Here is a 13,182-nt window from a genome sequence, read left to right on the forward strand (position 1 = left end):
CCGCCCAAGAGAGAGTAAAGCGGGAGCGCCCGCGGAGGGCGACGGCCGCGGCCGCGGCGCCCCGGGGAGGACATGGGCGCCCTTGATCACCGGGCCTCGCGGTTCGCGGCAGGGAACGGCGAAGGGGCGGTGGGGCCGGGCCCCACCGCCCCTCACGGTGTCAGCGTCGCGTACGACTACCGGGACTGCTGCGCCGGGACGCTGCGGGAGACCGGCTCGTCGTCGCTGGAGGTGCCGGCCGCGGCCACCGCGGCGCCGGTCAGCGTGGCGAGCATCTCGCGGACGTTCGTCAGCTGGGCGTTGATGCTGTCGCGGCGGTTGGTGAGCGCCGCCAGCTCCCGCTCGGACTCCGAACGGATCCGGTCCGCCTTGGCGTTGGCGTCGGCCACGATGTCCTCGGCCTGCCGCTGGGCGGTCTCCACGGTCTGGCGGGCCCGGCGCTCGGCGTCGGTGCGCAGCTTCTCCGCCTCCAGGCGCAGCTGCTCCGCCCGGTGCTCGATCTCGGCGAGCCGCTTCTCGGCCTTCTGCTGGCGCGAGGCGAGGTCGCGCTCGGACTGCTCGCGCCGCTTGGCGAGGTTGGTCTCGAAGTCGGCGGCGGCCTGCGCGGCCTTGGCGCGGGTCTCCTCGAAGAGGGCGTCCGCCTCCTCGCGCTTGGACTGCGCGTCCTTCTGCGCCTCGGCGCGCAGCTGGGCCGCGTCGGCCTTCGCCTTCTCGACGATCCGGACGCCCTCGTCCTCGGCCTTCGCCTTGCGCTCGGCCGAGTACGTCTCGGCGTCGTTGCGGACCTGCTGGGCCGCGGACTCGGCGAGGTCGCGGTGCTGCTCGGCCGCCCGCCGGGCCTCCTCACGCAGCTCCTTGGCCTCTTCCTCGGCCAGCCGCAGGATCTTCTCGACCCGCGCGCCGAGACCCGCGTACGACGGCTCGGCGTCCGTGATCTGGGCCTGGGCGTTCTGCGTTTCGAGGTGCAACTCCTCGATGCGCTTCTCCAAGGCGGTGATCCGGGCGAGAGCGCTGTCACGGTCGGAGACGAGCTTGGAGATACGTTCGTCCACCTGAGCGCGGTCGTATCCACGCCGCACAAGCTCGAAGCCGTAGGGGGAAGTGTCGCTCATGGGGTTCCTGTCGAATGAGACCGGTGAGTGAGGTGATAAAAGGAATCCTAGGGGCCGCAGCGGTGTGTCATCGAGCGGATACGGTTTTGATCTGGAGAATGGCACCTCTTTTGGGTGGCCGGCCGTGGCACGGCTCGCCGAGGAGTCGGGCAAAGCCCCCAGAAAACACCCGAACCCTCCCCGAACGCTAGCCTTCTGACGCCTTGCCACCCGAACGGGGGGCGCCCACCGTGGCGCCCGCCTTGACCCCGCCGTCCTTGCCGGAGGCGGGCGCCTCGAAGGACTCCAGTGCCTCCAGGACGTCCTGCACCCGGGAGATCTCGGCGTTGATGTCCTCGCGCCGGCGCATCAGGAGCTCCAGCTCCCGCTTGCCCTCGTCGACGGTGCGCCGGGCCTCGCGGATCGCCTCCGCCTTCAGCTCCTCGGCCTCCTCCACGGTACGCCGGGCGTCGCTCACCGCCTGGGCCTTCAGCTCCTCGGCCTCCTTGACCAGGCGGGCCTTCTTCTGCTCGGCCTCCTTGAGCAGCCCCTCGGCCTTCTTCACCGCGGCGATCCGCACCTTGCCCGCCTCGGAATCGGCCTCCGTGACCAGCTCCTTGGCCTTCGCCTCGGCCTTCGCGAGCTGCTCCTCGGCGGCCTTGATGAGCGCGTCGCAGCGGTCGCCGGTGGACTTCATCGTCTCGGCGGCCTCCCGGCGGGCCCGCTCGTGCAGCTCCTCGATCTCCGTGGTGACCCGGTTGCGCAGTTCCTCCGCGCGCTCCCTTATGGCGGTGGCGTCCCGGCGCGCGCCGACCAGCAGCTCGTCCGCGTCCGTACGGGACTTCTCCACCAGCGAGTTGCCCTCGATGGTCGCCTCGGCGACGATCCGCTCGGCCTCGCTGCGGGCCGCGCCCACCATCGCGTCGGCCTGCGACTCGGCGTCCGCCGTGGTCTTCAGGGCCTGCGCCTGCGCCTCGGCGAGCAGCTTGTCGGCCTCGGCCGTGGTCTCCGTGATGAGCTTGTCGACCTGCTCGGCCGCCTCCGAACGCCGCTTGTTGGCGTCCTTGCGGGCCTCGTCCAGGGTCCGCTCGGCCTCTTGGCGCGCGGAGCCGACGAGCCGTTCGGCCTCGGCCTCGGCGTCCGCCTTCGTCCGCTCGGCCTCCGCCCGCACCCGCTTGGCGTGCGTCTGCGCGGAGCCGACCTGCTCGGCGGCCTCCGCCCGCAGCCGCTCGGCGTCGCCCGTGGCGTCCCCGATCAGCTGCTCGGCGTTCGCGACGGCCTCCGCGCGCACGCGCTCGGCCTCGGTCAGCGCCTCGGTGCGCACGCGCTCGGCCTCGGCGGCGGTCTCGGTCTGGAGCCGTTCGGCCTCGCTGCGGGCCTCGGTGATGAGGGTGTCGGCCTGGGTGGCGGCGTCCGAGCGGATGCGGTTGGCGTCCTCGCGGGCGTCCGCCCGGGTACGGGCCGCCGCCTCGTCGGCCTCGGCCAGCGTCTGCGACGCCTTCGTCCGGATCCGCTCGGCCTCGGCGGCCGTCTCCGTCCGCAGCCGCTCCGCCTCCGTGATCGCCTCGGTGCGCACGCGCTCGGCCTCGGCGGCGGTCTCGGTCTGGAGCCGTTCGGCCTCGCTGCGGGCCTCGGTGATGAGGGTGTCGGCCTGGGTGGCGGCGTCCGAGCGGATGCGGTTGGCGTCCTCGCGGGCGTCCGCCCGGGTACGGGCCGCCGCCTGGTCCGCCTCGGCGAGCGCGTCCGACGCCTCGGTGCGCACCCGCTGGGCGTACTCGCCCGCGTCCGCGCGCAGCCGCTCGGCCTCGGCGATCGCCTCCGCCGTCGTCCGCTCGGCCAGCGCCTTCGCGGCCTCCGTCTCCTCGTGCGCCTCGCGCCGGACCCGGGCGGCGTCCTCGCCCGCCCGCTCCCGCTCGGCGTAGGCGTCGGCGCGGACCCGGTCCGCCTCCTCCTCGGCCTCCCGCCGGGTACGGTCCGCCGCGTGCTCGGCGGCCGAGCGCAGTCCGGCGATCTCCTCCTGCGCCTGCTCGTGCAGCCCCGCGACGGAGTCCCGGACCTGCTGGGCGTGCTGCTCGGCGGCGGCGACCATCTCGCCGGCGCGCCGGTCGGCCTCCTCCACCAGCCGGGTGGCCTCGGCCTGCGCCTCCTCGACCCGCTTGCGGGCGGCGGCCAGCAGCTCCTCGCTCTGCTGCCGGGCCCGCTGCCGCTCCTGGTCGGCCTCCTCGCGGGCGGCGCCGAGCAGCTCCTCGGCCTCGCGGCGGCGCCGGGCGGCCTCCTCCTGCGCGGCGGCCAGCGTCTCGGACGCCTCGGCGCCCAGCCGCTCGGCGGCGGCCTGCGCCTCCGCGCGCACCCGGTCGGCGGTGTCCTGGGCCTCCGCCTTCAGCCGCTCGGCCTCGGCGGCGGCCTCCGACCGCAGCCGTACGGCGATGGACTCGCCCTCGGCGCGGGAGGCGGACGCGTCGGCGGCGGCCTCGGTGCGCAGCCGCTCGGCCTCGGCCTCGGCCTGCTGCCGGAGCGTACGGATCCGCTCGGCGGACTCCGCGCGCAGCCGCTCGCTCTCCTCGGCGGTCTCCCGGCGGACCCGGGCGGCCTCCTCGCGGGCCTCGGTCAGCGCCCGCTCGGCCGACGCCAGCCGCTCCTGCGCCTCGGACTGCAGCCGGGCCAGTTCCTCGGCGGTCTCGGCACGCCGGGCCTCGACGGCCTTCTCGGTCTCCTCGCGCAGCTCCCGCGCGGCCTTCTCGGCGTCCGTCCGGGCCGTCTCGGCCTGCTCGGCGGCCTCGGCGCGCAGCCGCTCGGCCTCCTCGCGGGCGCGTTCCAGGGCCTCCTCAGCCTGCCGGCGCAGGGAGGTGGCGCGCTCGGCGGCCTCGGCGCGGACCTTTTCGCTGTCGGCCGTCGCGGTCTGCCGCAGCTCCTCGGCGTCCGCCTTGGCCTTGGCCAGCAGCTCCTCGGCGGTCCTGGCCGCCTCCTCGATCTTGGCGACGGACTCGCGGCGGGCCTCGGCACGGATCGACTCGCCCTCGGCGACCGCGTCGGCGCGCAGCTGCTCGGCCTCGCCGCGCAGCCGGCGGGCCTCCTCCTGGAGCTCGACCGTCTTGGCCCGGTACTCCTTGGTGTCGTCCTTGGCCGCGCCCTTGAGCTGCTCGGCGATGTCGTGTGCCTCGGCGCGCAGCCGGTCCGCCTCGGCCTCGGCCTCCGAGCGGATCCGCTCGGCCTCCTCGGCGGCGGCCCGGGTGGTCCTGCGGGCGTCCTCCGACGCCTTGTCGAGCACGTCCTCGGCGGTCTTGGCCGCCTTGGACAGCTGGGTGGCCGTCTCCTCGGCGGTGATCGTGCGGGCCTTCTCGGCGGCCTCGGCGACGAGCTTCTCGGCCTCGGCGCGGGCGTCCGCGACCAGCTGCTCGGCCTCGGACCGGGTGTGCTCGGCCTCCTTGGTGGCCTCCTCGACCAGCCGGGCGACCTGCTCCTTGGCGGTGCGCGTCCGCGTCTCGTTGGCGGCCTCGGCCGTGGCCAGCGCCTTGGCGGCGGCCTCCTTCGCCTCGGTGACCACCTTCTCGGCCTCGGCGTGCGCCTTGCGCAGCGCCTCCTCGGCCGCCGTCATCCGCTCCTCGGCGGCCCGGCTCAGCTCGGCCGCCTGCCGGCGGGCCGCGTCCGACTCGGTGACCGTGGCCGTGCGCAGCTGCTCGGCGTGCTCGGTGGCCTCCTGCGCCTGCGTGGAGGCCGCGTTCAGCAGCCGCTCGGCGTCCGCGCGGGCCCGGCGCAGGATCTGGTCGGCCTCGGCGCGTGCGGACTCCGCCTCGCTCCGCAGCCGCTCCCGGGCCTCCCGGGTCAGCCGCTCGGCCTCCGCGCGGGCGGCGGCCATCGCCTGCTCGGCCTCCGCGCGGGACTCCTCCAGCAGCCGGCGGGCCTGCTGCTCGGTGCGGGCGCGCAACTGCTCCGCCCACGCCACGTTCTCGTTGACGTGCGACTCGACGGTGGCGCGGCGCTCGGCCAGCTCCTGGTCGAGCTGCTGGCGCCGGGTCACCGCCTCCTGGTGCAGCTCCGCCTGGAGCCGGGCGGCCTGCTCGGCGTGCTCCTGGAGGATGCGCTGGGTCTGCGCGCGGGCCTGGCTCAGCTCCCGCTCGGCGTCCTGGCGCAGCTGCTCGGCCTGCATCTGGGCGTTGCGGAGCAACTGCTCGGCCTGGTAGCCGATGTCACCGCCGTCGTAGGCGGGCCGGGTCATGAGGGTGCGGCGCGCCTCGTGCAGCTTGGCGCGCAGCACCTCGACCTGGTAGCCGAGGTCCTCGGCGTGCTGGATCGCCTTCTCCCGCTCGGTCCTCAGCCGCTTCATCTCGGCCTCGAACCGAGAGAGGTGGTCGACGTCAGCCGCCGGCTCTCGCTCCTGGCTCTCGTAGCCCCGCACTGCGCGGTCCCATCCGTCCCCTGGTCAGCTTCTCCAACGAGCTCCGTCCGTCCGCGGACGGGGCCCCCGGGGAATGGTGTCAGACAGACGGCGGAGCACGGGCTGATGCCCCGACGCTCGCCCCCGAAACCCGGACCCCGGCCGGGTCCCGCCGGCAACGGCAGGACCCGGTCGCCCCGGTGGACGGGACGACCGCCCCCAACCCTACCGGCCCTTATGTACGGGGGTCAGTGCTCGGGCGTCTCAACAGGGGCCGAAGTGACCAGTTCTGTGAGGACTCCGTGGCAGTCCTTGGGGTGCAGGAAGGTGATCCGCGAGCCCATGGAGCCGCGCCGGGGCTCGTCGTAGAGCACCCGCACGCCCTTGCCCCGGATCTCCTCGGAGTCGGCGTCCACGTCCGCGGTGCCGAAGGCGATGTGGTGGACGCCCTCCCCGTTCTTCGCCAGCCACTTGGCGACCGTGGAGTCCTCGCGGACCGGTTCGAGCAGCTGGAGGTAGGAGGCGCCGCCGTCGGACGTGCCGTTGATCCGGAGCATGGCCTCGCGCACGCCCTGCTCCTCGTTGACCTCGGTGTGGAACACCTCGAAGCCGTACGTGGCCCGGTAGAACTCGACGGTCGCGTCGAGGTCGTGGCAGGCGATCCCGATGTGGTCGATTCGCGTCAGCATGGATTCAGTGCAGCGCCCCCGGGGTGGTTACGCAACGTGCGCGCGATCACACCGACAGGCCGATGACGGCGTGTCCAACCGCTCAGTACATTCGAAGTAAACCCTCGTTCACTCCTCGGCTGTACGCAGCTGGAAGGGGATCGCACCTCATGTCTTCTGGAACGACCAGCTCGGTGATCGTCGCGGGCGCCCGGACGCCCATGGGGCGGCTGCTGGGCTCCCTGAAGTCCTTCTCCGGAGCCGACCTCGGAGCCTTCGCGATCAAGGCCGCCCTCGACCGTGCGGGGATCGGCGGCGACCAGGTGCAGTACGTGATCATGGGCCAGGTGCTCCAGGCCGGCGCGGGCCAGATCCCGGCCCGCCAGGCCGCCGTCAAGGCCGGCATCCCGATGAACGTCCCGGCGCTCACCGTCAACAAGGTGTGTCTCTCCGGTCTCGACGCCATCGCCCTCGCGGACCAGCTGATCCGCGCCGGCGAGTTCGACATCGTCGTGGCGGGCGGCCAGGAGTCCATGAGCAACGCCCCGCACCTGCTGCCCAAGTCCCGCGAGGGCTACAAGTACGGCGCGGTCCAGATGCTCGACGCCATGGCCCACGACGGCCTGACCGACCCGTGGGAGAACATCCCGATGGGCGAGTCCACCGAGAAGCACAACACCCGCCTGGGCATCGAGCGTCCCGAGCAGGACGAGATCGCCGCCCTGTCCCACCAGCGCGCCGCCGCCGCCCAGAAGAACGGCCTGTTCGAGGCCGAGATCACCCCGGTGGAGATCCCGCAGCGCAAGGGCGACCCGGTGCTGTTCAGCAAGGACGAGGGCATCCGCGCCGACACCACCGCCGAGTCCCTGGCGAAGCTCCGCCCGGCCTTCGCCAAGGACGGCACGATCACCGCCGGTTCCTCCTCGCAGATCTCCGACGGCGCCGCCGCCGTGGTCGTGATGAGCAAGGCCAAGGCCGAGGAGCTGGGCCTGGAGTGGCTCGCGGAGATCGGCGCGCACGGCAATGTGGCCGGTCCCGACAACTCCCTGCAGTCGCAGCCGTCCAACGCCATCCGGCACGCGCTGAAGAAGGAGGGACTGGACGTCGCCGACCTGGACCTCATCGAGATCAACGAGGCCTTCGCGGCGGTCGCCGTGCAGTCAATGAAGGACCTCGGCGTGTCCACGGAAAAGGTGAACGTCAACGGCGGCGCCATCGCGCTGGGTCACCCGATCGGCATGTCCGGCGCCCGTCTCGTGCTGCACTTGGCGCTGGAGCTCAAGCGCCGGGGCGGCGGGGTCGGCGCCGCCGCGCTGTGCGGCGGCGGCGGCCAGGGCGACGCGCTGATCGTGCGGGTGCCCAAGGCCTGAGACCCGTAGGTCCGATTCCGGTACGTCGGTGAAGTGAACGGAGTTGTGATGCAGGACGTCTCCTCTCTGGTGGCCCAGGCCAGGGAAGGCCGGCCGCGGGCCGTGGCCCGGCTGATCTCCCTGGTGGAGGGGGCGTCACCGCAGCTCAGGGAGGTCATGGCGGCACTGGCGCCGCTGACCGGCAACGCCTATGTGGTGGGCCTGACCGGCTCGCCCGGCGTCGGCAAGTCGACCTCCACCTCCGCGCTGGTCACCGCCTATCGCAAGCAGGGCAGGAGGGTCGGCGTCCTGGCCGTCGACCCGTCCTCGCCGTTCTCCGGCGGCGCCCTGCTCGGCGACCGGGTCCGGATGTCCGACCACGCCTCCGACCCCGGGGTCTACATCCGCTCCATGGCCACCCGCGGCCACCTGGGCGGACTGGCCTGGGCCGCCCCGCAGGCCATCCGGGTGCTGGACGCGGCGGGCTGCGACGTGATCCTGGTCGAGACGGTCGGCGTCGGCCAGTCCGAGGTCGAGATCGCCTCCCAGGCCGACACCAGCGTGGTGCTGCTCGCCCCGGGCATGGGCGACGGCATCCAGGCGGCGAAGGCCGGCATCCTGGAGATCGGCGACGTCTACGTGGTCAACAAGGCCGACCGGGACGGCGCCGACGCCACCGCCCGCGAGCTGAACCACATGCTGGGCCTGGGCGAGTCCCGCGGCCCCGGCGACTGGCGCCCGCCCATCGTCAAGACCGTCGCGGCCCGCGCGGAAGGCGTCGACGAGGTCGTGGAGGCCCTGGAGAAGCACCGGGCCTGGATGGAGGAGCGGGGCGTCCTCGCCGAGCGCCGCAAGGCCCGCGCGGCCCGCGAGGTGGAGACCATCGCCGTTACCGCGCTGCGCGAACGCATCGGTGACCTGCACGGCGACCGCCGGCTCGGCGCCCTCGCCGAACGCGTCGCCGCCGGCGAGCTGGACCCCTACCGCGCGGCGGACGAACTGGTCGCCGGCCTGACCCAGGGCTGAGTCTGGCCGGTCCGGTGAGCACGCTGCTACCGTGACCGGCATGTTGTTCCTCCTCATGGCATAGGGCACGCCCGGCACGCGGGGCCGCGCAGACGGTCACCGCGGCCCCAGGTGTCCCCTTTTCCGCCTCTCCCAGAGGAACATCCGCGTGTCCACGCCCCTGTCGCGGCCCTCGTACGCCGCCGTCCTGCGCGTGCCCCAGGCCCGCCGCACCTTCACCGCCGCCCTGACGGCCCGTCTGTCCTACGCCACGGTCGGCCTGGCCGTGCCGCTGTCCGTCACCGCCGTCACCGGTTCCTGGGCCGTCTCCGGTGTCGTGCTGTCCCTGTTCGGCGCCGCCACGGTCCTGCTGATGCCGCTGCGCGCCGCCCTCGTCGACCGCCACGGCCCGCGCCGGGCCCTGCTGCCCATGTCGGTGCTGTACGGCGCCCTGCTGACCCTCCTGGCCGCGCTGACCTGGCGTCCGGGCGCCCCGGCGGCGGCCCTCGCCGGCACCGCCGCGCTCGCGGGCTGCTGCGCGCCGCCGCTGGGCCCGGCCATGCGCGCCCTGTGGTCGGAGCTGATGCCCGACGAGGCCATGTCACGGCGCGCCTACAGCCTCGACGCCGTCGCCGAGGAACTGCTGTACGTCTCCGGCCCGGCGCTGGTCGGCGTGCTCCTGGGCGTCGCCCCGGCGGCCGCGGGGATCCTGCTGAGCGCGGCCCTGAACGTGGCCGGCACGTGTGCCTTCGTCACCTCCCCGGCGCTGCCCGGCCCGCGCCCCGCCGCCCCCCGGGAACGGCCGGCCCCGGTGCGGGGCCTGCTGCCGGCGGTCGTGGTCGCGCTGGGCCTCGGGCTGGCCATCAGCGCCGTGGAACTGCTGGTGCTGGCCTTCGCCGCGGCCCGCTCCTACGACACCGCGCTGGTCCCCTGGGCCCTGGGCGCCCTCTCGGTGGGCAGCGCGCTCGGCGGGCTCGCGGCCGGGGCGGTGCGCTGGCGCGTGGCCGCCCGGGTCCGGCTGTGCCGGTTCGCCGCCGCCTTCGGGCTGGTGCTGGCGGCGGCGGGGCTGGCCCCCGGTCTGTGGACCCTGTCGGCCGGGCTGGCCGTCGCGGGCGCGTTCATCGCCCCCGCGCTGACCACCGCGTATCTGCTGGCCGACGAGACGGCGACGCGGGACACCCGCATCCGGGCCGGGGCCTGGGTGAACACCGGCGTGAACGCGGGGAGTTCGGCCGGGGCCCTGGCGGCCGGCCTGCTCATCGACCGCCTGCCGCTGCCCCTGTGCTTCGCCCTGGCGGGCGCCACCGTCCTGGCGACGGCCGCGGCCGCCATGGGCCGCGCGGGCGCGGCGGGCCGTGCGCGCGGGACGGGCCGTGCGGCCCGTGCGGCGCGGGTGACCGCGCCCGCACCCGGCGAACGCGGCTGAGCGAGAGCGCTGCCGCCGGCCGGCCGTCCGTGACCACGGACGCGCCGCGCCCTGGCGGCTGCGGCCACCACCGGATGGGCGGGGTGGCGCGGCGGGCACCGGGCGACGCGGCCCCCCGGCGTCGTCTGCCGCCCTCCGACCGCCCGTGACTGCCACTGTCCGACCGCCCGTGACTGCCACTGTGCCGCGCCGCCCCGGCGGTGATCGGGGTCGCGGTCGCGGCGGGGGCGCGTACGGACGGCGGTGGACGGGTTGATCCCTGTACGACCTGGTCGGCCGTCGCCGGACCGCTGGTGGCTGGTGATGCGCCGTGTCCCGGCGGCGGTGGCGACCGCCGTCGGGTGCGCGGGGGCGCGGGGATGCGCGGCGGGCGCTCGGGGAGCCGCCGGCCCCTGCCCGGCCCCGGATGGCGCAGGTCGTGCGGCGGGGTGGCCGGGCGGGTGTCCGGCGGGTGCCGCCAGCGGTTCCCGGCCGGGGTGCGCGGGCGGGGGTGGCCGGTGACCGCCGCCGCCCGCGTCAGGGGGAGGCTCAGGGGCGTCCCCGCTGTCCTCTCAGGTGCTCGGCGACCGGCTTGAGCGCCTTGTCCAGTTCCATCAGCGCGTCCGTCGACAGCAGATCGATGAAGTGGCGCCGCACCGATGCCACGTGGTGCGGGGCGACCTTCCGCATGGTCTCCATGCCGTGGTCCGTGAGCACGGCGTACAGCCCCCGCCGGTCCGTGTCACAGTTCTCGCGGCGAACCAGGTTGGCGTTCTCCATGCGCGTGATCTGGTGCGAGAGCCGGCTCTTGGACTGCAGGGTCGCGGAGGCGAGGTCGCTCATCCGCATCCGTACGTCTTCCGACTCGGACAGGTTCACCAGGATCTCGTAGTCGTTCATTGTCAGGCCGAACGGCTGCAGATCCTTCTCGAGCTGGTACGTCAACAGCCTGTTGACCTCCAGGTGGGTGCGCCAGGCGCACTGCTCCGCATCGGTCAGCCAGCGCGTGGCCGTCTCGGTCTCCATGAATGAAGTCTACCTAAGAAGTTGAATGGCGAACTACTTCGGGTGGTGTGACTGTGCGCACGCGTTCGACGTCACACTCCGCAGACTACCGCTCACAGCCCGAAGCGACGCTGGAGGTCTCCCAGCTGTCCGGGAAGGCGCGGTGCGCCCGGCGATTGCGGACCGTGTCCGTCCGGTGCCATTCCGCCACCCCCGGGCACGCCCGGTTCGGACGGAACCGCCCCCGTCGCCGCCTCGGCCATGAGGGTCTCGGTCGACTGCAGCAGGACCGTCCCCGCGCCGACGAACTCGAACTGGTGCTCCTCCCCGGAGACCCCGCCGAAGCCCGTCATCGCACGTAGACCGCCCAGTACACCCGTCAGGTACCCATGGCCGTAGTGATGGCACGGGGACGGGCAGTCGGCCCACCCGACGAGCGCCTGGGGGTCGACCCGGATCGGAGGCTCCAGGAACACCACCGGACCGTTTGATGCCGCCACGAACTTGCCGGTTCCGATGAGGGTCAGAAATCCCGGGACGATCGACTGTTTGAGGGCCAGACTTGGCTGAAAAGCGAGCAGATTGCCCGCGCGAATGGTCAAGTTCCCGTCGTCCAGGTCGTAGGAGTTGACGTCGAACGCCCGGTCGGCCAGCAGCATCTTCCCGGAGCCCTCCGCCACGACCCAGTCGCTCGCGTGCAGTGGCGAATGAAACGACGTACGGACAAGCCGGTCGAGTCGCCCGTGCCCGATGCCGTTGAACTCGATCGTCCCGTAGTAGGCGATCATCTTTCCCTTCTGCAGGAACCACTGCCCGCTCCTGAGCTCCACGCAGAAGGTGTACGGGTTGACGTTGTCGTCCGCGGGCAGCGACAGCGGGTCGTACGCGACCGGTGCGGCGCCCGGGGTTCCGTAGGTGCTCACAGCTTCTCCTCCGACGCCTGGACGAACACCGTTCCGTTGCCGCTCAGCTCCAGCTGGAAGGCCTCGCCGGAGCCGCGGCCCACCATCTCGCGCCAGCCGAGCGCGGTGGACAGCCTGTTGCGGACCTCGCCGTGGTGGGCGACGTACGCCTGCGGGTCGACGTGGACCGGGCGCTGCGGGGTGACCGGGATCTCGAAGACGCCGCCGTGCGCCATCACCGCCACCGAGCCGTGCCCCTGGAGCGTCGTCGTGAACAGGCCCTGCCCGGTGACCTGGCCGCGCACCAGGCCCATCACCCCGCCCTGGGCGCCCAGGAACATCGTGCCCTGCCGCAGCGTGCCCTCGAAGGCGAGCAGCCGGTCGGCCTCCACGTGGAGCGTGTCACCGGAGAGGGTGATCACATGGACGTGGTGGCCGCCGTGCCCGAAGAAGACCGTGCCGCTGCCCTCCACGGTCATCAGCGGGGTCGCCTCGCCGGCCACCCGGCGCCCGAGCATGGACATCAGCCCGCCCTGGCCGCCCTGGAGGTTGGGCGTGAAGGACACGTCCCCGCGGTAGGCGAGCATCGCGCCGCGCTGGCTGAACAGCCGCTGCCCCGGCGCCACGGTCGCCTCCACCATCTTGGCGTTGATCTCCCGGAAGGTCATCACACGTCCCCCGCGATCGTGGTCCGCTCGCTCGGCTGCACGTACACCAGCCCGTCGCCCTCGAAGCGGATCTGGAAGGCCTCGCCGCCGCCCTCGCCGAGGAACGTGCGGAACGTCACACCGGACTGGAAGGACTGCCGGACATCACCCTGATGGGCGACATAGGCGCCCGGGTCCACGGTCAGCGGGTACTGCGGGCTGACGCGGAGGGCGACCGCCGGACCGTCCGAGAGGATCGCCGCCTGCCCGTGGCCCTCCACGGTCGTCGTGAACAGGCCGTTGCCCTGGGAGGCCCCGCGCACGCCGGTGAACGTCGTCCCCGTGCGCAGCGCCGCGTCCGTCGCCAGCAGATTGCCCGCCTCGACGTAGAGCTTGTCCCCCCGGAGGGTGACCAGGTTGATCTCGGACGCCCGGTCCGCGAACCAGCACGTCCCGTGCCCTTTCACCTCCATCACCGTCATCTGCTCGCCGGTGAGCCGCCGGGTCACCATCCCCCGCAGCCCCTCGCCGCCACCGCTCAGCTTCTTGAAGGCCATCTGCCCGTCGTACGCGACCATGGAGCCGTTCTTCGCCTTCACGGCGTCCCCGGTCATGTCGACGGCGAGCACCTTGCTGCCCTGGAGTCGGAACATCGCCACGCAGCGAAAGTAGCGGCGGCGCGGGTGGGCGGAACAGGGCCCACGGGTGGAAACCCACCCTGAGCGGCCCCCTAGG

10 protein-coding genes are annotated in these 13,182 nt (G+C 73.6%); 3 read left to right on the plus strand and 7 right to left on the minus strand.

Annotated features, from left to right (window positions below; translation table 11 throughout):
• Positions 1 to 176 precede the first annotated feature (176 nt).
• From ACZ63H_RS07560 to mce, 3 genes are all read right to left on the minus strand, one after another.
• Positions 177 to 1,112, minus strand: a complete 936-nt coding sequence (locus ACZ63H_RS07560; protein WP_467933478.1) for a cellulose-binding protein — start codon at positions 1,110 to 1,112, stop codon at positions 177 to 179.
• A gap of 187 nt (positions 1,113 to 1,299) precedes the next feature.
• Positions 1,300 to 5,487 carry a polarized growth protein Scy gene (gene scy, locus ACZ63H_RS07565; RefSeq protein WP_469862884.1) on the minus strand — a complete coding sequence of 1,396 codons (4,188 nt, stop codon included), beginning with the start codon at positions 5,485 to 5,487 and terminating at the stop codon, positions 1,300 to 1,302.
• A gap of 227 nt (positions 5,488 to 5,714) precedes the next feature.
• Positions 5,715 to 6,155: a methylmalonyl-CoA epimerase gene (mce, locus tag ACZ63H_RS07570; RefSeq protein ID WP_030790098.1), complete on the minus strand. Its 441-nt coding sequence runs from the start codon at positions 6,153 to 6,155 to the stop codon at positions 5,715 to 5,717.
• Between the two features lie 149 nt (positions 6,156 to 6,304).
• Here mce and ACZ63H_RS07575 point away from each other — a divergent pair, with 149 nt between their 5' ends.
• The 3 genes from ACZ63H_RS07575 (at position 6,305) to ACZ63H_RS07585 (ending at position 9,914) form a co-directional block, all read left to right on the plus strand.
• Positions 6,305 to 7,504, plus strand: coding sequence for an acetyl-CoA C-acetyltransferase (locus tag ACZ63H_RS07575; RefSeq protein ID WP_469862885.1), 1,200 nt, complete (start codon positions 6,305 to 6,307; stop codon positions 7,502 to 7,504).
• A 48-nt stretch (positions 7,505 to 7,552) separates the two neighbouring features.
• Complete coding sequence (meaB, locus tag ACZ63H_RS07580; protein WP_469862886.1) at positions 7,553 to 8,509, plus strand: methylmalonyl Co-A mutase-associated GTPase MeaB; 957 nt, start codon at positions 7,553 to 7,555, stop codon at positions 8,507 to 8,509.
• Positions 8,510 to 8,657: 148 nt separating this feature from the next.
• Positions 8,658 to 9,914: an MFS transporter gene (locus ACZ63H_RS07585; protein ID WP_469862887.1), complete on the plus strand. Its 1,257-nt coding sequence runs from the start codon at positions 8,658 to 8,660 to the stop codon at positions 9,912 to 9,914.
• A 528-nt stretch (positions 9,915 to 10,442) separates the two neighbouring features.
• Here ACZ63H_RS07585 and ACZ63H_RS07590 read toward each other — a convergent pair.
• From ACZ63H_RS07590 to ACZ63H_RS07605, 4 genes are all read right to left on the minus strand, one after another.
• A complete protein-coding gene (locus ACZ63H_RS07590) occupies positions 10,443 to 10,919 on the minus strand; it encodes a MarR family winged helix-turn-helix transcriptional regulator (RefSeq protein WP_469862888.1) in 477 nt (158 codons plus the stop codon).
• A 92-nt stretch (positions 10,920 to 11,011) separates the two neighbouring features.
• Complete coding sequence (locus ACZ63H_RS07595; RefSeq protein ID WP_469862889.1) at positions 11,012 to 11,821, minus strand: AIM24 family protein; 810 nt, start codon at positions 11,819 to 11,821, stop codon at positions 11,012 to 11,014.
• A complete protein-coding gene (locus ACZ63H_RS07600) occupies positions 11,818 to 12,468 on the minus strand; it encodes an AIM24 family protein (RefSeq protein WP_469862890.1) in 651 nt (216 codons plus the stop codon). Before ACZ63H_RS07600 ends, ACZ63H_RS07595 begins: the two co-directional genes overlap by 4 nt.
• Positions 12,468 to 13,100 carry an AIM24 family protein gene (locus ACZ63H_RS07605; RefSeq protein WP_469862928.1) on the minus strand — a complete coding sequence of 211 codons (633 nt, stop codon included), beginning with the start codon at positions 13,098 to 13,100 and terminating at the stop codon, positions 12,468 to 12,470. Before ACZ63H_RS07605 ends, ACZ63H_RS07600 begins: the two co-directional genes overlap by 1 nt.
• Between the last annotated feature and the right edge of the window lie 82 nt (positions 13,101 to 13,182).

This window comes from Streptomyces sp. NPDC104831 (assembly GCF_055583025.1).